We start from the raw sequence: 19,578 nt of genomic DNA, 5'->3' as shown, positions 1-19,578 counted from the left end.
CCATCCTGCCGTGCGGCGCCGACACCCGCGAGGGTCGTGGCGCCTCCGCTGCGTCGGACGTCAGCGCTGCGGCGCCGAGACCGCGGCCGCATACCAGGCAGCCGCCTCGGCGCGGTTGGCCGCGCCGATCTTCGCGAGGATGGCCGATACGTGCACCGACGCGGTCTTGGGGCTGATGAACAGCCGTTGCCCGATCTGCGGGTTGGTGAGCCCTTCCGCGATGAGCTCGAGCACCTGCAGCTCGCGCGGTGTCAGGGTCGCCATGAGCCTGCGGCCGTCAGCGCCTCCAGCCCCGGCCGCCCCGGCGAGGCCGGCATCCGCGGCGACCTCCGCAGCCCAGCGCCCGACGCGCGCCACCCCTTCGACCTGGGCTCGCTCGACGACATCGGCGAGCACCGCCGCGGCCTCGTCCCGTTCGCCCGCATCCAGGAGCGCGAGCGCCAGTCGGCAGCGCGCGATCTGCCGGTGCCAGACCGGCAGCAGACCGTCGGCCGTCGCATCGACGAGCGCCCGCCACGCGTCCACGCGCTGCTCGGCGACGGCGCTGTCGTCGCCGAGCAGCGCGCGCATGAGGTCCGCGTGCACGAGTGCGGAGGCGTGGTCCGGCCACCCCGCCATCCCGGTGACGAGCCGGTCACGTACCGCCGGTGCGACGGGTCGGCCGGCCGGCAGCGCGAGCAGGGCGGCGGTCACAAGGGCATAGCGCCGGAGCGAGGAGCTGCCGGCCTGGCCGGACGCGAGCGCGAGCACGTCCTCGAACACCTCCGGCGGGGGATCGGCGCCGGGTGCGCGCAGAGCGAGGTGCTCCTCGGCCCGCTGGATCCTCCACGATCGGGTCTTCTCGGCGCGGTCGCGCGCCGCTGCCTCGATCGTCGCGCGCTCAGCCACCAGCAGCTCGTCGCGGGCGTCGGTGCGGTCGTCCCACGTCAGGTGCCCGACCATCAGCCTGACCATGGTGGCGGCATAGTGCGCATCCGTCAGCCTGCGCGCGCGTTGCGCGTACCGGAGGCCTTCCTCCGGGTGACCGGCCGAGAACAGCGCGAGGGCCAGCGTGTACGCGAGACCGGGGCCCGAGCCGCGCTCGATGCCCGCCCGCACCACGTCGGCGTAGTGCTGCGTGCCGACGACCGCGGCTTCGGCGAATCTGCCGACCCGCACCAGCATGTCCGTCAGGGCCGAACCCGCATAGGCGCGCATCCCGGGATCCAGCCGCAGCGTGACGGCGCGCTGCAACGGTTCGAGCGCCCGCGGCTCGTCGTCCTCGTCCGAGGCTATCCGCCACGCCTCGACCGTCAGTGCGACTGCCAGGGCAGCGTCGTCGCCGCCGTCTTCGGCCAGTTCGATGGCCCGCAACGTGTGCTCTCTGGCGACGTCGCCGTGCTCGTTGAGCGCCATGTTCGTCAACGCACGCGACAGCAGGATCCGCGCGCGCGGGTCATCCAGCTGCTCCAGGAGCGCCACCGATTCGGCGAGATCCTCGTCGCGTTGCCGGTGCTCGAGGTTGAAGGTCTGCACGAATCGCTGCCGCAGCAACGCCGCCCGGGTGAGGGCGTCATCAGGGCACACGGCGAGACCCTCGTTCGCCGCGCGCAGCGATCGCTCGGCGTCGCCGAGATCATGCCACGCCTGCGCGGCATCGAGGTGCACGGCGGGGAGCGTCGTCCCGGCCCGATCGGCAGCATCCGGAACCTGATCCCACAGCTCGGTGAGCCGCTCGGCGAGTTTCGCGGAGGTCGCGGGAGAGAACCGCGTGTGCAGCTGGCGCAGCGCGACCACTGTCGCGTCGAAGGCGGCGGGCAGGTCGCGGGCGGCGAGCCAGTGCTCGGCGACCGTCGACGCGGCGTCGGGGGAGTCGCCGCGGTCGTCGCGCAGATGCTCGGCGTAGCGGCGGTGCACCCGCACCCGCTCGCTCGGCAGCATCTCGACCTCGACGGCCTCGCGCGTGAGCGCGTGGCGGAAGGTGTACCCGGCGCCGTCGGCAAGGATGATGCGGGAGTCGATCGCCTCGCGCACCGCACCGTCGAGGGCGTCGTCGCCGAGTGCCGTCACCGCGGCCAGCGTGTCGTGCTCGACATGCATGCCGCCTGCCGCCATGGTGCGCACGGTGTGCTGGGCGTCGTCGCCCAGACGGGCGTAGCGGGCCAGCACCAGGTCGCGCAGCGTGTCGGGGAGCGCGCGGTCGCCGAGATCGACGAGCTCTTCGACGAGGAACGGGATGCCGCCACTGCGCTCGATGAGCGACTCGACGATCCGCGGGTCCAGGCCGACGGCGAGCAGCGACACCTGCTCGGCGACCTCGTCGGCGCTCAGCGGCCGGACCTCCACTCGCACGACGGAGCGGGTGCGGTCCAGCTCGGCGAGCACGGGACGCAGCGGATGGAAGCGGTCGATGTCGTCGGAGCGGTACGTGGCGACGATGGTCAGGCGGCGGCCCCGGAGGGTGCTCGCCAGGGTCTTCAAGAGAGCCATGCTGGCGGCATCCGCCCACTGCAGATCTTCGAGCACGACGACCAGGTGCCGACGCTGCGAGAGCTGCTCCAGGAGCACCTCGATCGCCTCGGCGAACTCGCCTGCCGGCTCTTCGCCCTCGGCCTGCTCGGCCGAGATGCCGGGCACGAGCGCGGCCAGGCTCGCGATCGCCGCGGCCGACCCCGCCGCTTCGCGCAGCGCATCGGTGCCGACCGCGGCGTGCAGGTCGCGCAGCACGCGGCGGATGGGGCCGAAGGGGGCGCCGATGGGTCCGAGGTCGACGCACTGCCCGAACGCGACGACGGGGCCTCGGGCCGGTGCCGCCGATGCGCCGAGTGCGTCGGACGTGATCAGCGAGAGGAACTCCTGCACCAGGCGGGTCTTGCCCACCCCGGCTTCGCCACGGACGACGACGGTCCGCGGCGTGCCGCCGGCGCCCTGGTCGAACGCCTCGAGCAGCGCCGCGAGCTCGGAGTGCCGCCCGACCATGCGGGGGCTCGAAGACGGTGCGGGCATGCTCATATCGTGGCACTCCCCGCCGACGCCCGGCACGGTCGGAGGGGCACCGGCCCGTGCACCGGCGTCATCGCGCCGCGGCGACGGACGAGCGACGGGTGCGGCGCCGAGGAGAGAAGCCGTGGGCGACGGAGACCCTCGCCGAGGCCGGGTCGCCGGCCTCGGCGTCGCGCGCGTCGCGCAGTTCGCGGATCTCTGCCTCGTGGCGAAGCTGCGCGGTGCGCTGGGTGTGGAGCGTCGATGCGAAGTAGGTGAGGTCGTTCATGTTCGTCTCCTGTCGGATGACCCGCCGTGCGGCCGGTCCGTCTTACAAGGACGACTCTCGTCTCTAAGGGGGCTGCTCCTCATCGGGCGGATGCCTTAGATCCGACTCGGCGGCACCTCAGATCCGGACGCCCGCTCCAGACGTGCTACGGTGGCAAAACCGACCAGCCGGTATGTTGCTGGCGGATCGCGCAAGGAGGCGCCATGAGCAACGACCCCGTCCGCCGGTTCGAGGGCGCCGTCGCCCTGGTCACGGGCGCCAGCCGCGGCATCGGCTTCGCGATCGCGCAGCGCATCGTCGACGAGGGCGGGTCGGTCGTCATCACCGGCCGCAAGCAGGACGCGCTCGACGCGGCTGTCGCCGGACTCGGGCCCGCCGCCACATCCGTCGCCGGACGCGCCGATGACGCCGCGCACCGTGCCGCCGTCTTCGCGCACATCGCTGAGCGCCACGGGCGGCTGGACCACCTGGTCAACAACGCCGGCATCAACCCCGTGTACGGTCCGATCGTCGACATCGAGGCCGAGGCGGCCCGCAAGATCCTCGAGGTCAACGTCGTCGCGACGCTCGACTGGACACGCGCCGCGGTCGCTGCGGGCCTGTCGCGCTCCGTCGTCAACATCGCGTCGGTCGCCGGGCTCGGCGCGAGCCCCGGCATCGCGTTCTACGGCATCTCGAAGGCGGCGCTCATCAACCTCACCGCACAGCTCGCCTTCGAACTCGCGCCCGGCATCCGCGTCAACGCCGTCGCCCCCGCCGTCGTGAAGACCGCGTTCGCTCGTGCCCTGTACGAGGGGCATGAGGCCGAGGCCTCCGCGGCGTATCCGCTGCGCCGCCTCGGCGAGGTGGCCGACGTCGCCGGACCCGTCGCATTCCTGCTCTCGGACGACGCCGCGTGGATCACCGGTCAGACGCTGCCGATCGACGGCGGTGCCGGCATCCGTCCGCTCGTCTGAACCCGTGACGAGATCATGCCTGGTCACGACAGGATGAGGGTATGAAGGATTCCCACGTCGCAGACGACGTCACCCGCGCCGCCGTCGAGCTGTTCGCCCGACAGGGTTACGCGAACACCAGCGTGCAGCAGATCGTCGATGCCGCCGGTGTCACCAAGGGCGCGATGTACCACTACTTCGAGTCGAAGGACGACCTGCTCTTCGGCATCTACGAGCGCCTGCTCACGCTTCAGAAGACGCACCTGGACGAGATCATCGCCCGTGGCGGCGCGACCGAGGACGTTCTTCGCGCCGTCTGCGTCGACGTGCTCGAGACGTCCATCGACTACATGGAAGAGGGCGCTGTCTTCTTCCGCAGCCTGAACATGCTGTCGGCGCCGCGCGCGCAGGAGGTCACCCGCCGCCGTCGCGCCTACCACGACGAATTCGCCGAGCTCATCTCGCGGGGGCAGTCGGAGGGGCGCTTCCGCACCGACATCCCGGTCGCGATGCTTGTCGCGCACTTCTTCAGCGACGTGCACTACCTGTCGCACTGGTACTCGCCCGAGGGTCCCGAAGGCAAGACGCTCGTCGCCGAACAGCTCACCGACCTGTTCCTGACCAGTCTGAGGAGAGTGGATGCCGCATCCTGACGCCCGCGCGACCGCCGAGGCCGATGCGCCCGCGGTCGCGAAGCCCGAGCTCGTCCCGGCCTCGATGCGCGCCTGGCGCGTGACGGCCCTCGGCGAGCCGGCTGACGCGCTGTCGCTCGACACGGTGCCCACGCCCGAGCCCGGCGAGGGGGAGGTGCTGGTGCGCGTGCACGCGGTGGCCGCCAACTTCCCCGACGTGCTGCTGTGCCGCGGCGAGTACCAGGTCAGGCCGGAGCTGCCGTTCTCGCCCGGCATCGAGCTCGCCGGCACGGTCGCGGCGCTGGGCGCCGGCGTCCCGGCCACAGCCCCGCGGATGGGCGATCGCGTCGTCGGGTCCAAGATCGGGGTGCTCTCGGAGTATGCGGTGCTGCCGGCATCCGACGTCTGGACGGCGCCGGAGGCGCTCACCGATCCCGAGGCCGCCGGCCTGACCGTCGCGTACCAGACGGCCTGGTTCGGTCTGCACCGCCGGGCGTCGCTGCGGACGGGGGAGTGGCTGCTCGTGCACGCCGCGGCGGGCGGCGTGGGGCTCGCGGCGGTGCAGCTCGGGGTCGCCGCCGGTGCCCGCGTGATCGGCGTCGTCGGCTCCGAGGCCAAGGCTGCAGTGGCACGCGAAGCCGGGGCGGAGGTCGTCCTGATCCGCGGCGTCGACGACCTCGTCGCCGGGGTGAAGACGGCCACCGGCGGTCACGGCGCCGACGTCGTCTTCGACCCGGTCGGCGGCGCGGCCTTCGAGGCGTCGACCAAGTGCATCGCGTTCGAGGGGCGCATCGTCGTGGTCGGCTTCGCGGGCGGCGCGATCCAAGCCCTTCCTGCAGGACACGTGCTCGTCAAGAACTACTCGGTGCTGGGCCTGCACTGGGGGCTGTACCCACGGGTCCGGCCCGACCTCATCGACGACGCGCGGGCCGGACTGCACCGGCTCGCCGGGGCCGGCGGCATCCACCCCGTCGTCGACCACGTCGTGCCGTTCGAGCGCGCACCCGAAGCGCTCACCGCCCTGGCCGCGGGCGCGACCGTGGGTCGCGTCGTCATCGCGGTGGCCTCGTGAACCCGTTCGACCTCGACGGAAAGGTCGCGCTCGTCACCGGTGGCGCCCGCGGCATCGGCGAGGCGTACGCCCGGGCGCTGCATGCGGCGGGAGCCCAGGTGGTGATCGCCGACATCCTCGACGAGGACGGTACGCGGCTGGCGGCGGACCTGGGCGTCCGGGCGCGATTCGCCCACCTCGACGTGACGGACGAGGGCGACTGGGAGGCGGCGGTGCAGGCATCCCTCGACGCGTTCGGTGCGCTGGACGTGCTGGTGAACAACGCCGGAATCGCCAACGCCGCACCGATCGAGCACTTCACGACCGAGAAGTGGAACGCGGTCATCGCCGTGAACCTCACCGGCGTCTTCTTCGGCTGCCGTGCGGTGGTGCCCGTCATGAAGGCGCAGGGTCGCGGCTCGATCATCAACATCTCGTCGGTCGAGGGCATGCGCGGAAGCCCCGGACTGCACGGCTACACGGCCGCGAAGTTCGGCGTGCGCGGCCTGTCGCAGTCGCTCGCCGTCGAGCTCGGCCCCGCGGGCATCCGGGTGAACTCGGTGCACCCCGGATTCATCCGCACGTCGATGACGACGCGGATCGACCCCGCACACCTCGACATCCCGCTCGGTCGTGCGGGGGAGCCCGCCGACCTCGCCGGCACGATCGTCTTCCTCGCGTCGGATGCCTCGTCGTTCACCAGCGGATCCGAGTTCGTCGTGGACGGCGGCATGATCGCCGGCATCCCGCACCGCTGACCCTGCGCCGATCGCTCATCCCGGCCGCCCCGCGGGGCCGGGAGTTCGGCGCGCCCGCACCCGTGCGCATGCCTGGCCGCGCGCCGAGCGGGGTCGGTCACGATCCTGCAACAGGTACATACCGCCCGGTCGGTTTCTGCGCTAGGGTGAGGGCACCCGACACGAAGAGGTGCCGATGAACGTCCCGTCCCCATCCCCCCAGAGCGCCATCCCCCGGCTCGACCTGCGTGCCGTGAGCGTCGCCTTCGGCGGCCTGACCGCGCTCGACGACGTGTCGTTCGACGTCAGGCCCGGCGAGATCGTCGCGCTCATCGGGCCGAACGGCGCCGGCAAGACGACGGTCTTCAACGCGGTGTGCGGCCTCGTCCGTCATCGTGGCGAGGTGCGCATCGACGGCGCGCCTGCGCCGCGGCGCACCGCCGACCTGACGGCGCGCGGGCTCTCGCGCACGCTGCAGGGACTGGGGCTGTTCGCCGGCCTCACGGTGCGCGAGAACGTGCTGCTGCCGGTGGCCGCCCGCCACGACGCCGACGACCGCGTCGGTGCACAGCTGCGGGCGCTCGAGCTGGAGCCGCTCGCCGGACGCCCGGTCGCCGCTCTGCCGTATCCGGATCGCAAGCGCGTCGCCCTGGCTCGCGCGCTCGTCACGGATCCGCGGCTGCTGCTGCTCGACGAGCCGGCGGGCGGGCTGGGGGCCGACGACATCGCCGAGCTCGGCGTCGTCGTGCGCACCGTGGCCCAGGCCGGTTGCGCGGTGCTGCTCGTCGAGCATCACGTCGACTTCGTCATGGATCTGTCCGACCGCGTCGTCGTGCTCGACTTCGGCCGCATGATCGCTCACGGAGCTCCCGACGACGTCCGCGACGACCCGCGCGTCGAAGAGGCGTACCTCGGCCTGAAGGCGACGGCATGAGCGCGCGGGTGGCCGTGCGCACGCGCGGTGGCGCGCTCACGGTCGACGGGCTCACCGTCGGCTACGGCGGTGCACCGGTGCTCCACGACGTCTGCTTCGCCCTCGCGCCCGGCGAGGTCGTGGCGCTGCTCGGTGCCAACGGCGCCGGAAAGACGACCCTGTTGCGGGCTCTTGCCGGGCTCGTGCCCGCCGCGGCCGGAGGCATCGACCTCGACGGCCGCGACCTCAGGGGGCTGCGCACCGAGGCGCGCGCCCGGCGCGGCGTCGCGCTCGTGCCGGAGGGGCAGAGCGTCGTCGCCGAGCTCACCGTGGACGAGAATCTGCGCCTGGGCGCGCTGTGGCGGCACCGCGGCGCCGCGCGCGAGCGTGCCGTCGCCGGCATGTACGAGATGTTCGAGCCGCTCGCCCGGCGCCGCACCAGCGCCGGTCACCAGCTGTCGGGCGGCGAGCGGCAGATGCTGGCTCTCGGGCGTGCGCTCGTCGCCGACCCCGTGCTGCTGGCGCTGGACGAGCCGTCACTCGGGCTCGCGCCGTTGGTCGTCGCACACCTCATGTCGACTCTGCGCGATGCGTCAGCCCGTCGCGGGCTGACGGTGCTGCTCGCCGAGCAGAACGTCACCAGCGCACTGTCGATCGCCGACCGCGGGGTCGTGCTCGACCTCGGCCGCGTCGTCGCCGATGCGCCCGCGGCCGACCTGGCCGCCGACGACACCCTCCGCCACGCCTACCTGGGATTCTGATGGACCGACTGCTCTTCCTGCTTGCGACCGGCCTGGCCCGCGGCGCGATCTTCGCCTTGTTCGCGCTGTCTCTCGTGCTCATCTGGCGGGCAGCGCGCATCGTCAACTTCGCGCAGGGCGCGATGGCCCTCGTCGCCGCCTACGTCGCCTTCGCGGTCACGGGAGTCACCGGCTCGTACTGGGCGGGCCTGGCTGCCGGAATCCTCGCCGGCGCCGCGATCGGTCTCGGCGTCGAGCGCGGACTCATGCGCTTCGCCACTCACGGCAGCCCGCTCTCGGGCGTGATCGTGGCGATCGGCCTCGTGATGGTGCTGCAGTCGCTGCTGGGCATCCTGTTCGGCGCGCAGTACCGGCCGATGCGCGCGCCGTTCGACGACAGCCCGATCATGGTCGGCGGCGTGCCGCTGCTGTCGCCGTACGACGTGTTCGTGCTCGTCGTCGCTCTGGTCGTGATGGCCGCTCTCGCACTGCTGTTCACGCGCACGTCGCTCGGTCTGCAACTGCGCGGGGCGGCCTTCGCCCCCGAGGTGTCGCGTCTGCTGGGCGTGCAGGTCGATCGGATGGTGACGATCGGATGGATGCTGTCGGCCGCGGTCGCCGCCCTGGCCGCGCTGCTGCTGGTCCCCACCGAGCTCGGGCTCAACCCCCACGCGACCGACATGCTCTTCGTCTACGCGTTCGCGGTGGCCGTGGTGGGCGGACTGGACTCGCCGGTCGGTGCGCTGCTGGGCGGCCTGGTCGTCGGAGTCGCGATGACCCTCGTCACCGGGTATCTCGGCGCGACGGTCGCGCCCATCGGAGTGCTGGTGCTGCTGGTGGCGGTGCTGCTGCTGCGCCCCGGCGGGCTGTTCTCGCTGCGAGAGGCGCGCCGCGCATGAGCGGGCGCGTCACGTCGCTGCGCGGCATCCCTCGCGTCCTCGTCGGGGGAGCGGCGCTGACCCTGCTCGCCGTCGGCGGCACGTTCCTGCTCGATCCGTACCGCAACTTCCAGCTCGCGACCATCGCCGCGTACTTCTGCGCGACGGCGGGGCTGACCGTCCTCATCGGCCGATCCGGCCAGCTCTCGCTGGGCCACGCAGCGCTCATGGCCGCCGGCGGCTACGGCTACGCGCTGACGGCCAACGCGATGACATCGGCCGGTGCCGCCGGCATCCCGAGATTCGCGGTGTCGCTGCTCGCGGCCATCGCGGTCGCCGGGGTGGTCGGCTGGATGCTGGGCCTGGCCGGCGCGCGGCTGCGCGGACCGTACCTCGCCGGGGTCACGCTCGCACTCGTCATCGCGGTGCCGGCAGTGGCCTCGGTGTTCTCGGGCGTGCTGCGCGGCGATCAGGGCGTGCAGATCGCCTACGACGGCGTGCCGCCGATGCTCGAACGGCTCATCGCGCTCGAGCAGTGGCAGGCGTGGGTCGCGATCCTCGTGGCAGGGTTCGTCGTGACCGCACTGGTGGTCCTCACGACGGGTCCTGCCGGGCTGCGAATGCGGGCCGTGCGCGACGACGAGACCGCGGCGCGCCTGAACGGCGTGCGCCCCGGGCGGGTCAAGGTGGGCGGGTTCACCGCGAGCTCGCTCGCCGCCGGCGCCGGCGGCGCCGTGCTGTGCTTCGTGACGCAGTCGGTCAGTCCGGGGGCGTACACGCTGGCCTTCTCGCTGCTGCTGGTCGTGGCCGTCGTGCTCGGCGGGCTGGGCAGCATCGGCGGGGCCGCGATCGGCTCGGCTCTCATCGTCCTGCTGCCCTGGGTGCTGGGCGTCGCCGCCGACGCCCTGCCGCTTCCCGCCGAGGTGGCGCAGCGCCTTTCGGGCAACCTCTCGATCCTCGTCTTCGGCCTGCTGCTCATCGTCGTGACGCTCCTGCGCCCCGGCGGTCTGGCGAGCCTCGGCCGGCAGCTGCGGTGGCGCCGGAGCGACGCCGGGGTGCGGCATCCCGAACCCCCGCGCGAACCGGCGTCGCCCGAACCCGCACCCGAGCGTGAAACCGCACCACCCCCAACACAGAGAAAGAGGTGACCATGTCACAGCACACCCTCACCCGCCGCATCGCGGCGACGTTCGGCGCCGCCGCCGTCGTCGTCGCGCTCGCCGGATGCAGCACCCCCGCGGCCACGAGCACGGAAGACGAGGCCGTCCCAGGCGTCAGCGACGACACCGTGACGATCGGCACGCACACCCCGCTGACCGGCCCCGCCGCAGCCGGGTACTCGTCGATCTCGGCGGCGGCGACCGCGTACTTCGCGTACCTCAACGACCAGGGCGGCATCCACGGCCGCTCGATCGACTACATCGTCAAGGACGACGGCTACAACCCGGCGACCACGCAGACGGTGGTGCGCGAGCTCGTGCAGGAGGACGACGTGTTCGCGATCGTCAACGGGCTGGGCACGCCGACCCACACCGCCGTGCTCGACTACCTCAACCAGAACAAGGTGCCCGACCTGTTCGTGGCGTCGGGCTCGACCAGCTGGAACCAGCCCTCGACCTACCCGTACACGTTCGGGTTCAACGCCGACTACGTCGTCGAGGGGGCCGCGCTCGCGCAGTACGCGGCCGACGAATACCCCGAGAAGGTCGTGTGCCTGCTCGGACAGGACGACGACTTCGGCGACGAGATGATCGAGGGCGCGCAGCTCGCGCTGGGCGAGGACGGCCTGAGTCACGTCGAGCGGTACTCGGTGTCGAACCAGGACGTGTCGGCGCAGATCGGTGCGCTCAAGGCGGCGGGATGCGAGATCAACATCCTCGGCACCATCAACGGCTTCACGGCGCTCGCACTGGGCACCGCGGCGCAGCTGGGCTGGTTCCCGCTGTGGTTCTCATCGTCGTCGGGCGCGGACTATCCCACCCTCGTCGGGTACCTCGGCGAGGACGTGGGGCCCAAGCTGCTGCAGGGGCTCGTCGGCACCAACTACCTGCCGTCGCTGGGCGGCGACTCGGACTGGGTGTCGCTGTTCCGCCAGATCAACGACGACTACAACGACGGTGCCGCCTTCGACGGCAACACGATCTACGGCATGAGCGTCGCGTACCTGTTCGCCGAGGCGCTCGAGGCCGCCGGTGAGAACCCCACCCGCGAGTCGCTGATCGCGGCGGTGACCTCGGGCGACCTCGTGGGCAACGGCATCCTTCCCCTCTCGTTCGGCGACGACAGCCACGCCGCGTACCTCGGCGTCGGCATCACCGCTGTCGACCAGGGGGTGCAGGACTACGTCGGCGCGACCTACGCCGTCGACGGCGGCAGTGTGAAGGCTGTCGAGCCGGCGCCGGTCGACCTGTCGGGCGAGGGTGTGCCCGGCAGCTGATCCCCCCGGCGACACGGCCCGGGCCCCCGCGGGGTCCGGGCCGTGTCGTGCGGGGTTGCGCGAAGGGATGCCGGGTGCCCGGCATCCCGGCCGCCCGGCGTCGGCCGGGACGGGCGCGTCAGGCGACCGGGGTGAACTGCGCCACGAGGTCGCGCTTGAGCACCTTGCCGCTGGCGCCGAGGGGCAGTGAGGGCACGACGTGGACGACGCGCGGGTACTTGTAGGCGGCGATGCGCTCGCGCGTGAACGCCACCACGTCGTCGGCGTCGAGCGTCACGCCGTCGTGCGGGACGACGGCGGCGTGCACCTCCTGTCCGCGCACGTCATCGGACACGCCGAACACCGCGGCGACGGCGACGCCGGGGTGGCGGGCGAGGACCGCCTCGACCTCGGTGGGGTACACGTTGTAGCCGGAGCGGACGATCATGTCCTTCTTGCGGTCGACGATCGTGAGCACGCCGTCGACGTAGGTTCCCAGGTCTCCGGTGCGGAACCAGCCGTCGACGACGGCGTCGGCGGAGGCGTCCTGTCGGCCGAGGTACCCCTTGAACAGGTTGTGGCCGCGCACCACGATCTCGCCGAGCGCGCCCGGCGCGTCGATCAGCGCCACCGTGCCCTCGACGTCGGGATCGGCGATCGCGACGTCGACGCCCCACAGCGGGCGCCCGACCGTTCCCGGCCGGATCGGCTGCCGCAGCGGATTCGACGACACCGTGGGCGCGGTCTCGGTGAGTCCGTAGCCCTCGTGCACGTCGGCGCCGAAGGCCTCGCGGAACGCCTCGAGCACGGCGACGGGCAGGGCGGCGCCGCCCGAGACGGCGTAGCGCAGCGGCGGACGCCCGGCGGTGCGGCGGGCCGCCTCGAGCATGCCGACGTACATCGTCGGCACGGCGGTGAACACCGTCGCCCCGAGGCCGGTCATGAGCGCGAGCGCCTCGTCGGCGTCGAAGCGGGGGAGCAGCACGACGGATGCCCCGACCCGCAGCGCGATGTTCATCACCGCCGTCTGGCCGAAGGTGTGGAACAGCGGCAGCCCGCCGAACACGACGTCGTCGGCGCGCAGATCGAACGCGTCGATGAGTGTCGTGTGCACCTGCTCGATGATCGACAGGTGCGAGCCGACGGCGCCCTTGGGCGTTCCGGTGGTGCCGCTGGTGTACAGGATCGTGGCCGCATCCAGCGGGCGCACGGGCTCGTGCCGGGCGATCGGCGTCGCGGCGGCCGCCTCGGCCTCCAGGCGCGGCAGGTCGCCACCGGTCGGGGCTTGCGGAGGCAGCAGCACCGTGACCAGCGGCACTCCGGCCGCCGTCGCGGCGGGCACGGCCTCGCCGAGCAGCGGTGCCGCGACGACCAGCAGGTCGGCGTCGGCGTCGCGCAGCACGTAGGCGATCTCGTCGGCCTTGAAGAGCAGGTGCACCGGCACCACGATCGCGCCCAGCGACAGCGCCGCGTAGTAGACGCGGGCGAAGTCCGGCACGTTCGGCATGAGCATCGCGACGCGATCGCCCCGGCCGATGCCGCGCTCGCGCAGTGCTCCGGCATAGGCACGGGTCTGGTCCCACAGCTCGCGGTAGCTCGTCGTGCCGCCTGCGAAGTGGAACGCGACGCGGTCGGCGTGCCGCGCCGCGGACTCGGCGAGGATGCTCGCGACCGACATCGTCGCGAATCCCGGCCCGTCGACGGCGGGGTCGTGGGGGTGGGTCATGTCGTCTCCTTCGACGTCGGATTGTGGATCCTCGGATGAGTGGATGCCGGCGGCACCTGCTCAGCGGTCGCGCAGCTGCGCGCGACCGAGGCTCGCCAGGTGCACCTCGTCGGGACCGTCGGCGATGCGCAGCGACCGGATGCCGGCGTAGAGCTCGGCGAGCGGCGTGTCGGATGACACGCCCGCGCCGCCGTGCAGCTGGATCGCCCGGTCGATGATCTGCTGCACCGCCCGCGGCACGGCGATCTTGATCGCCTGGATCTCGGTCATCGCGTGCCGGTTGCCGACGGTGTCCATGAGCCAGGCGGTCTTGAGGACGAGCAGGCGCAGCGCCTCGAGCTGGATGCGCGCTTCGGCGATCCACTCGCGCACGACACCCTGCTCGGCGAGGGTGCGACCGAACGCGTGCCGCCCCGCCGCACGTGAGGTCATGAGGGCGAGGGCACGCTCGCCCATGCCGAGCGCCCGCATGCAGTGGTGGATGCGGCCGGGCCCGAGGCGGGCCTGCGCGATCGCGAAGCCCTCGCCCTCGCCCGCGATGAGGTTGCCGGCCGGCACGCGGACGTCCTCGAACGCGACCTCGGCGTGCCCGCCGTGGTCGCGATCGTCGTAGCCGAACACCGTGAGCGGGCGGACGATCCGCACGCCGGGGGTGTCCCGAGGAACCAGGATCATCGACTGCTGACGATGGCGGGCCGCCTCCGGGTCGGTCTTGCCCATCACGATGAAGATCGCGGCGTCAGGGTTCATCGCGCCTGTCGACCACCACTTGCGACCCGTGATCACGTAGTGGTCGCCGTCGCGCCGGATGCGGGTGCCGATGTTCGTGGCGTCCGACGAGGCGACATCGGGCTCGGTCATGCAGAACGCGGAGCGGATGCGGGCATCCAGCAGCGGCTCGAGCCACTGCTCCTGCTGTGCGGGGCTGCCGAACTCGTTCAGCACCTCCATGTTGCCGGTGTCGGGCGCGGCGCAATTGAACGCGGCCGGCGCGAGGCGCGGGCTCCATCCGGTGACCTCGGCGACCGGTGCGTACTGCAGGTTGCCCAGCCCCGCACCGCGCCGGCCGGGGAGGAAGAGGTTCCACAGCCCGCGCGCACGTGCCTCGCGCTGCAGGTCCCGCACGATCGGGCGCACGCCCCACTCGCCGGGGGTCGCGGCCAGCTGCTCATCGAGCAGCGGCTCCGCCGGCAGCGCGAACTCGTCGACGAATGCGCGGGCGCGGTCGGTGACGTCCTGTGCCGTGGCGTCGGGAGCGAAGTCCATCAATGCACCTCCGTGCGGGGATCGAGTGTGCGCCGGCCGAGTCCGGCGAGCGGTTCGACGAGCGCGCCCATGCGCTCGAACCCCTCGCCGACGGTCGCGCCGGCCTGGTAGCGGAAGTGGATGCCCTCGAGGATGACGGCGAGCTTGTACGCGGCGAAGGCGCGGTACCACCGCAGATCGGGCACCGCGATCCCGGCGTGCTCTGCGTAGGCGTCGACGAGTTCGTCGAAGGTCGCATAGCCCGCCTCGGGGTCGACGGCGCTCGGCACGGCGCCGGCTCCGCCCGGCAGGTCGGCGATGTCCCAGTACAGCGCGAGGATGCCGAGGTCCACGAGCGGGTCGCCGAGCGTCGCCATCTCCCAGTCGAGGATCGCCGAGATGCGCGGACCCTCGGGGCGGTCGACGACGAGCGCGTTGTCGAGGCGGTAGTCGCCGTGCACGATCCCGGTCCGCGCAGAGCGGGGGATGCCGCTCGCCAGGCTGCCCTGCAGAGCATCCAGCGCCGGCGTCTCGCGCGAGCGGGAGGCATCGAGCTGCCGGCGCCACGTGGACAGCTGGCGGTCCAGATATCCGTCGGGACGGCCGAAGTCCCCGAGGCCCACCCCGGCAGGGTCCACCGCGTGCAGGTCGGCGAGATGGCGTGCCAGGTCGAGACTCAGCCGCCGCAGGGCATCGGGCGCGTAGGCGGCGTTCTGCGAGCGGTGGGCCAGCACGCGCCCGGGCGCCCGCTCCATCACGAAGAACACGGTGCCGGTGACGCGGGCGCTGGAGGTGTCGTCGACGATGTCGATCGCGCGGGGGACAGGGACCGCGGTCCCGGCGAGGGCGGAGACGACCCGGTGCTCGCGCCGCATGTCGTGCGCGCTCGAGAGCACGTGGCCCAGTGGCGGGCGTCGCACGATGAGCGGGATCGTTGCGCCGTCCACCGCGTAGGTGAGGTTGCTGCGTCCGCCCGCGATGACGGTGGCGGTCAGCTCGCCCTGGGCGAGGTCGGGGTGGGCCTCGGCCAGCCAGTCGGTCAGGGCACCGGCATCCAGTCCCGGAACTGCGGTCATCGTCGACTCTCTCCACGTCCCGTCGGCGGGCCGTGGACACGAGCATACCGGATGGTCGGTTTGTTCGTCTCGGTCGCAGGCGGCGGTGTCAGTCGGCGAGGCCGTGCGCGTCCAGCGCGGCGCGGATGGATGCCGGCACCGGCGTCGGACGCCGGGTCACGGCATCCACGAACACGTGCACGAAGCGTCCCGTCGCGATCTCGTCATCCGTCCCCGCGCGCAGGATCGCGAGCGCCCACGTGACGCTCGTGGTGCCCAGCCGCTCGACGCCGATGCCGACCTCGAGCGGCTCCGGAAAGCCGGCCGATGCCCGGAACTCGCACGACGAAGCCGCGCACAGTGCGATCGCATCGCCGCCGACGGGCGCCAGAGCGCCCTCGCGGATCATGAACGCGTTCACGGCCGTGTCCATCGCGGCGTAGTAGACGGTGTTGTTGAGGTGGCCGTACTGGTCGTTGTCGTTCCAGCGGGTGGCGAAGGGCTCGCGTACGGCGAAGACCGGCATCAGGCGTCCGCCCGCAGCAGGAGGCGGAACGCGACGCGCGCGCGGTCTGCGCTGGGCGCGTCGCCCGAGATCAGGTCGGCATACGTGAACGACTCCGACAGGCGCACCAGGATGTACGCGAGATCGGCCGGCGTGATGGCGCCGCCCAGCGGCGCGGTGCCGAGGTCCCGGCGCACCAGCCATTCCGCGGTCGCGACGTAGCGTCGCTGGATCGGGCTCTCTTTCGTGGTGAGCAGCCGAAGGGCGCGAGCGGGCTCCCTGCGCAGGAACGACCGGAAGTACTCGGCCGTGATGAGGTCGTCCACGAAGTGCGTGAGGATCGCGGCGATCCGCTCGGCGCCGGCCGAGTCGGAGGCAGCGCGCTCTGCCTGCACGAGCGTCGGGATCGCGAGCGACCACAGCACCTCGCCCAGCAGTGCATCGCGATTGCCGACCCAGCGGAACAGCGACGTGCGGTCCACGCCGAGCGTCGCCGCGAGCGCGGTCATGTCGATCCGCCGCCCGGCGATGAACGCCTCGCGTGCCGTGTCGAACGCGCGCTGCGCGTCGGAGTGGATGCCGTCGGCCAGGCGCTCCGAGAGCCACGAGGGGGCGGCATCCGTCCCCACTGTGGCGATCGTCGCGCGGGCGGTGTCGGTCGCCGTCCGGGTCATGCCGGAACTCTACCGGCGATCGCCCGGCGCGATGCAACAGATTCGAAAGTGTTGCATACTCGTTCGCACGACCCAGAGTCCGACCCACCGAGGAGACACGATGACGTTCACCTTGACCCCGAGCGCCGGCGCCCCGGCCACCGAGGCCCCCGAGACCGACGCGGCGCCCGCCGATGTGCTCGATGCCGACTTCTACGGCTTCCAGACCCTGCTGACGCAGGACGAGCAGCGGGCGCTGCGCGAGATCCGCGACTTCCTCGACACCGAGGTGCGGCCCTTCGCCGACGACCACTGGGACCGCGCCGAGAGCCCGCGGCATCTCGTCCCTCGCTTCGCGCAGCTCGGGCTCTACGGCAATGCGTTCCCCGAGACGCGCTCGTTCGAGAACAGCAACGTGTTCCGCGGCTGGGTGGCGATGGAGATCGCGCGCGCCGATCCGTCCACGGCGACCTTCATCGGCGTGCACAGCGGGCTCGCCATGACCTCGATCGCCGTCGGCGGCTCCGACGAGCAGCGCGCCGAGTGGCTGCCGGTGCTCGCCCGTGGCGAGCAGATCGCGTGCTTCGGCCTCACCGAGCCCAGCCACGGCTCCGACACCGCCAAGGGGCTCGAGACCACCGCCGAGCGCCGTGCGCGCGCCGACGGCACCGACGAGTGGGTGCTCAACGGCGCCAAGCGCTGGATCGGCAACGGCGCGTTCGCCGACCTCGTCGTCATCTGGGCGCGCGACGTGTCCGACCAGCAGGTCAAGGGGTTCCTCGTCCGCACGCCGACGCCGGGATTCACCGCGACCAAGATCGAGCGCAAGCAGTCGCTGCGCACCGTCGAGAACGCCGACATCGTGCTGCGCGACGTGGTCGTGGCCGAGGCCGACCGGCTGCAGCGCATCGACGGGTTCCGCGACCTCGCGGTCGTGCTGCGCCTCACTCGCGCCCAGGTGGCCTGGCAGGCGCTCGGCGTGGCCGTCGGCGCGTACGAGTGCGCTCTCGCCTACGCAAAGGCGCGCGTGCAGTTCGGAAAGCCGATCGCGTCGTTCCAGCTCGTGCAGCAGAAGCTCGCCGACGCCCTCGCGAACATCACGGCGTGCATCGGCATGTGCGTGCGCGTGTCGCAGCTGCAGGACGCCGGCGAGCAGCACGACCACCACTCCGCCATGGCCAAGGCGTTCGTGAGCGCCCGGGTGCGCGAGACCGTGGCGCTGTGCCGCGAGATCAGCGGCGGCAACGGCGTGCAGCTGGGCGGACAGGAGCAGCTGGGGATCCCCGCCGGCTACGGCGTCGCCCGCTACTTCGCAGACGCCGAGGCGGTCTACACCTTCGAGGGCACGTACGACATGACCTCGCTCATCGTCGGTCGCGCCATCACCGGCATCGCCGCATTCGTGTGACCCGTGGCATCCACCCCCACCCCACCACCCCACCCACGCCACCCACCCCACCCACCCCACCCACCCACCTCGTCGAGAACGCGGTCACTCGCCGAGCAGCCACGTTCTCCGCGTCGAGAACGGGGTCGTTCGACGACGACGCGGTTACTCGACACCAGAAGAGCACCAGAGAGAAGGACGAACCCATGACCGAGGCCTACATCGTGGCCACCGCGCGCTCGCCGATCGGGCGCGCGCGCAAGGGATCGCTCGCCGGCGTGCGACCGGAAGACCTCGCCGCGCGCATGGTGCGTGCGGCGCTCGACGCGCTGCCGGGACTCGACCCCGCGCGGATCGACGACCTGCTCGTCGGCTGCGGCCAGCCCGCCGGCGAGCAGGGCTTCAACCTGGCGCGCATCGTCGCGGTGCTGTCGGGACTCGACACCGTGCCCGGCGCGACAGTCAACCGGTACTGCTCGTCGTCGCTGCAGACGACCCGCATGGCGTTCCATGCCATCAAGGCAGGCGAGGGCGACGTGTTCGTCTCGGCCGGCGTCGAGTCCGTGTCGCGGTACGGCGCGGGCGTCTCGGATCTGCCGGATGCCGTCAACCCGGCCTTCGCCGGTGCTCTTCAGCGCACCGCGGCACGGACCGGCGCCGGCACGGAGGCGTGGAGCGACCCGCGCATGGCCGGGGCGCTCCCCGACCCCTACATCGCGATGGGGCAGACCGCCGAGAACGTGGCGCAGCTGCGCGGCATCACGCGCGACGAGCAGGACGCCTTCGCCGCGCGCTCGCAGCAGCGGGCCGAGGCGGCGATCGCGTCGGGGTTCTGGGCGCGCGACATCACCCCGGTGACCCTCGGCGACGGCACGGTGGTCGCCGCTGATGAGGGCCCGCGCCCGGGGGTGACCATCGACGCGCTCGCCGCGCTGGACCCGGTGTTCCGGCCCGACGGCACGGTCACCGCCGGCAACTGCTGTCCGCTCAACGACGGCGCCGCCGCGGTGGTGGTGGTGTCGGACCGCGTCGTGGACGAGCTCGGCCTGCAGCCGCTGGCGCGCATCGTGTCGACCGGCGTCTCGGCGCTGTCTCCCGAGATCATGGGCCTCGGGCCCGTCGAGGCGTCGCGTCGTGCGCTCGCGCGCGCCGGCCTGTCGATCGAGGACATGGACCTCGTCGAGATCAACGAGGCGTTCGCCGCGCAGGTGATCCCGTCGGCGCGCGAGCTCGGCATCGACCCCGAGCGACTCAACGTGCACGGCGGGGCGATCGCGGTGGGGCACCCGTTCGGCATGACCGGCGCCCGCATCACGTCGACCCTCCTCAACGGCCTCGCGGTGACCGGCGGCCGGTACGGGCTGGAGACGATGTGCGTCGGCGGCGGGCAGGGCATGGCGATGGTGCTCGAGCGCGTCTGACCGAGCCTGCGAGTGGATGCCGGCGGCCGAGGCC

At 72.4% G+C, this 19,578-nt stretch carries 18 protein-coding genes; 11 read left to right on the top strand and 7 right to left on the bottom strand.

Annotated features, from left to right (window positions below; genetic code table 11):
- Positions 1-60 precede the first annotated feature (60 nt).
- Both ABEA46_RS08580 and ABEA46_RS08575 read right to left on the bottom strand, forming a co-directional pair.
- A complete protein-coding gene (locus ABEA46_RS08580; RefSeq protein ID WP_345544016.1) occupies positions 61-2,985 on the bottom strand; it encodes a helix-turn-helix transcriptional regulator in 2,925 nt (974 codons plus the stop codon).
- 67 nt (positions 2,986-3,052) lie between these two features.
- On the bottom strand, positions 3,053-3,250 hold the full coding sequence (locus tag ABEA46_RS08575; protein WP_345544015.1) for a hypothetical protein: 198 nt from the start codon (positions 3,248-3,250) through the stop codon (positions 3,053-3,055).
- Positions 3,251-3,453: 203 nt separating this feature from the next.
- Here ABEA46_RS08575 and ABEA46_RS08570 point away from each other — a divergent pair, with 203 nt between their 5' ends.
- From ABEA46_RS08570 to ABEA46_RS08530, 9 genes are all read left to right on the top strand, one after another.
- On the top strand, positions 3,454-4,206 hold the full coding sequence (locus ABEA46_RS08570; RefSeq protein WP_345544014.1) for an SDR family oxidoreductase: 753 nt from the start codon (positions 3,454-3,456) through the stop codon (positions 4,204-4,206).
- Between the two features lie 41 nt (positions 4,207-4,247).
- Positions 4,248-4,838, top strand: coding sequence for a TetR/AcrR family transcriptional regulator (locus tag ABEA46_RS08565; protein WP_345544013.1), 591 nt, complete (start codon positions 4,248-4,250; stop codon positions 4,836-4,838).
- Entirely contained in the window at positions 4,825-5,889 is a 1,065-nt protein-coding gene (locus tag ABEA46_RS08560) for an NADPH:quinone oxidoreductase family protein (protein WP_345544012.1), read from the top strand. The genes ABEA46_RS08565 and ABEA46_RS08560 overlap by 14 nt, the downstream gene beginning before the upstream one ends.
- Entirely contained in the window at positions 5,886-6,626 is a 741-nt protein-coding gene (locus ABEA46_RS08555) for a glucose 1-dehydrogenase (RefSeq protein WP_345544011.1), read from the top strand. Before ABEA46_RS08560 ends, ABEA46_RS08555 begins: the two co-directional genes overlap by 4 nt.
- Positions 6,627-6,801: 175 nt before the next feature.
- On the top strand, positions 6,802-7,539 hold the full coding sequence (locus ABEA46_RS08550) for an ABC transporter ATP-binding protein (protein WP_345544010.1): 738 nt from the start codon (positions 6,802-6,804) through the stop codon (positions 7,537-7,539).
- Complete coding sequence (locus ABEA46_RS08545; protein WP_345544009.1) at positions 7,536-8,279, top strand: ABC transporter ATP-binding protein; 744 nt, start codon at positions 7,536-7,538, stop codon at positions 8,277-8,279. The genes ABEA46_RS08550 and ABEA46_RS08545 overlap by 4 nt, the downstream gene beginning before the upstream one ends.
- Positions 8,279-9,157 carry a branched-chain amino acid ABC transporter permease gene (locus ABEA46_RS08540; protein WP_345544008.1) on the top strand — a complete coding sequence of 293 codons (879 nt, stop codon included), beginning with the start codon at positions 8,279-8,281 and terminating at the stop codon, positions 9,155-9,157. The genes ABEA46_RS08545 and ABEA46_RS08540 overlap by 1 nt, the downstream gene beginning before the upstream one ends.
- Positions 9,154-10,284, top strand: a complete 1,131-nt coding sequence (locus tag ABEA46_RS08535; protein WP_345544007.1) for a branched-chain amino acid ABC transporter permease — start codon at positions 9,154-9,156, stop codon at positions 10,282-10,284. The genes ABEA46_RS08540 and ABEA46_RS08535 overlap by 4 nt, the downstream gene beginning before the upstream one ends.
- 2 nt (positions 10,285-10,286) lie before the next feature.
- Positions 10,287-11,573, top strand: coding sequence for an ABC transporter substrate-binding protein (locus ABEA46_RS08530; RefSeq protein ID WP_345544006.1), 1,287 nt, complete (start codon positions 10,287-10,289; stop codon positions 11,571-11,573).
- A gap of 118 nt (positions 11,574-11,691) precedes the next feature.
- Here ABEA46_RS08530 and ABEA46_RS08525 read toward each other — a convergent pair whose 3' ends face one another.
- The 5 genes from ABEA46_RS08525 to ABEA46_RS08505 form a co-directional block, all read right to left on the bottom strand.
- The gene (locus tag ABEA46_RS08525) at positions 11,692-13,278 is read right to left on the bottom strand and encodes an AMP-binding protein (RefSeq protein ID WP_345544005.1); all 1,587 of its coding nucleotides are present in this window, start codon (positions 13,276-13,278) and stop codon (positions 11,692-11,694) included.
- A gap of 60 nt (positions 13,279-13,338) precedes the next feature.
- Entirely contained in the window at positions 13,339-14,544 is a 1,206-nt protein-coding gene (locus ABEA46_RS08520) for an acyl-CoA dehydrogenase family protein (RefSeq protein ID WP_345544004.1), read from the bottom strand.
- Positions 14,544-15,599, bottom strand: coding sequence for a phosphotransferase family protein (locus ABEA46_RS08515; protein WP_345544003.1), 1,056 nt, complete (start codon positions 15,597-15,599; stop codon positions 14,544-14,546). Before ABEA46_RS08515 ends, ABEA46_RS08520 begins: the two co-directional genes overlap by 1 nt.
- An 88-nt stretch (positions 15,600-15,687) precedes the next feature.
- Entirely contained in the window at positions 15,688-16,104 is a 417-nt protein-coding gene (locus ABEA46_RS08510; RefSeq protein ID WP_345544001.1) for an acyl-CoA thioesterase, read from the bottom strand.
- Positions 16,104-16,757 carry a QsdR family transcriptional regulator gene (locus ABEA46_RS08505; protein ID WP_345544000.1) on the bottom strand — a complete coding sequence of 218 codons (654 nt, stop codon included), beginning with the start codon at positions 16,755-16,757 and terminating at the stop codon, positions 16,104-16,106. The genes ABEA46_RS08510 and ABEA46_RS08505 overlap by 1 nt, the downstream gene beginning before the upstream one ends.
- 100 nt (positions 16,758-16,857) lie before the next feature.
- On the opposite strand from ABEA46_RS08505, the gene ABEA46_RS08500 reads away from it, so the two are divergent.
- The gene (locus ABEA46_RS08500; protein ID WP_345543998.1) at positions 16,858-18,144 is read left to right on the top strand and encodes an acyl-CoA dehydrogenase family protein; all 1,287 of its coding nucleotides are present in this window, start codon (positions 16,858-16,860) and stop codon (positions 18,142-18,144) included.
- A 185-nt stretch (positions 18,145-18,329) separates the two neighbouring features.
- On the top strand, positions 18,330-19,544 hold the full coding sequence (locus ABEA46_RS08495) for an acetyl-CoA C-acetyltransferase (protein ID WP_345543997.1): 1,215 nt from the start codon (positions 18,330-18,332) through the stop codon (positions 19,542-19,544).
- Positions 19,545-19,578 lie beyond the last annotated feature (34 nt).

The organism is Microbacterium jejuense, from assembly GCF_039544225.1.
Taxonomy (GTDB): Bacteria; Actinomycetota; Actinomycetes; order Actinomycetales; family Microbacteriaceae; genus Microbacterium; species Microbacterium jejuense.
The sequence above is the reverse complement of the archived record's forward strand: the minus strand, read 5'-3'. Positions and strand labels throughout refer to the sequence as shown.

Excerpts from the sequence above, each read along its gene's own strand:
- ABEA46_RS08580 (WP_345544016.1), bottom strand. The coding sequence starts at position 2,985 with ATGCCCGCACCGTCTTCGAGCCCCCGCATGGTCGGGCGGCACTCCGAG.
- ABEA46_RS08575 (WP_345544015.1), bottom strand. The coding sequence starts at position 3,250 with ATGAACGACCTCACCTACTTCGCATCGACGCTCCACACCCAGCGCACC.
- ABEA46_RS08570 (WP_345544014.1), top strand. The coding sequence starts at position 3,454 with ATGAGCAACGACCCCGTCCGCCGGTTCGAGGGCGCCGTCGCCCTGGTC.
- ABEA46_RS08565 (WP_345544013.1), top strand. The coding sequence starts at position 4,248 with ATGAAGGATTCCCACGTCGCAGACGACGTCACCCGCGCCGCCGTCGAG.
- ABEA46_RS08560 (WP_345544012.1), top strand. The coding sequence starts at position 4,825 with ATGCCGCATCCTGACGCCCGCGCGACCGCCGAGGCCGATGCGCCCGCG.
- ABEA46_RS08550 (WP_345544010.1), top strand. The coding sequence starts at position 6,802 with ATGAACGTCCCGTCCCCATCCCCCCAGAGCGCCATCCCCCGGCTCGAC.
- ABEA46_RS08545 (WP_345544009.1), top strand. The coding sequence starts at position 7,536 with ATGAGCGCGCGGGTGGCCGTGCGCACGCGCGGTGGCGCGCTCACGGTC.
- ABEA46_RS08540 (WP_345544008.1), top strand. The coding sequence starts at position 8,279 with ATGGACCGACTGCTCTTCCTGCTTGCGACCGGCCTGGCCCGCGGCGCG.
- ABEA46_RS08535 (WP_345544007.1), top strand. The coding sequence starts at position 9,154 with ATGAGCGGGCGCGTCACGTCGCTGCGCGGCATCCCTCGCGTCCTCGTC.
- ABEA46_RS08530 (WP_345544006.1), top strand. The coding sequence starts at position 10,287 with ATGTCACAGCACACCCTCACCCGCCGCATCGCGGCGACGTTCGGCGCC.
- ABEA46_RS08525 (WP_345544005.1), bottom strand. The coding sequence starts at position 13,278 with ATGACCCACCCCCACGACCCCGCCGTCGACGGGCCGGGATTCGCGACG.
- ABEA46_RS08520 (WP_345544004.1), bottom strand. The coding sequence starts at position 14,544 with ATGGACTTCGCTCCCGACGCCACGGCACAGGACGTCACCGACCGCGCC.
- ABEA46_RS08515 (WP_345544003.1), bottom strand. The coding sequence starts at position 15,599 with ATGACCGCAGTTCCGGGACTGGATGCCGGTGCCCTGACCGACTGGCTG.
- ABEA46_RS08510 (WP_345544001.1), bottom strand. The coding sequence starts at position 16,104 with ATGCCGGTCTTCGCCGTACGCGAGCCCTTCGCCACCCGCTGGAACGAC.
- ABEA46_RS08505 (WP_345544000.1), bottom strand. The coding sequence starts at position 16,757 with ATGACCCGGACGGCGACCGACACCGCCCGCGCGACGATCGCCACAGTG.
- ABEA46_RS08500 (WP_345543998.1), top strand. The coding sequence starts at position 16,858 with ATGACGTTCACCTTGACCCCGAGCGCCGGCGCCCCGGCCACCGAGGCC.
- ABEA46_RS08495 (WP_345543997.1), top strand. The coding sequence starts at position 18,330 with ATGACCGAGGCCTACATCGTGGCCACCGCGCGCTCGCCGATCGGGCGC.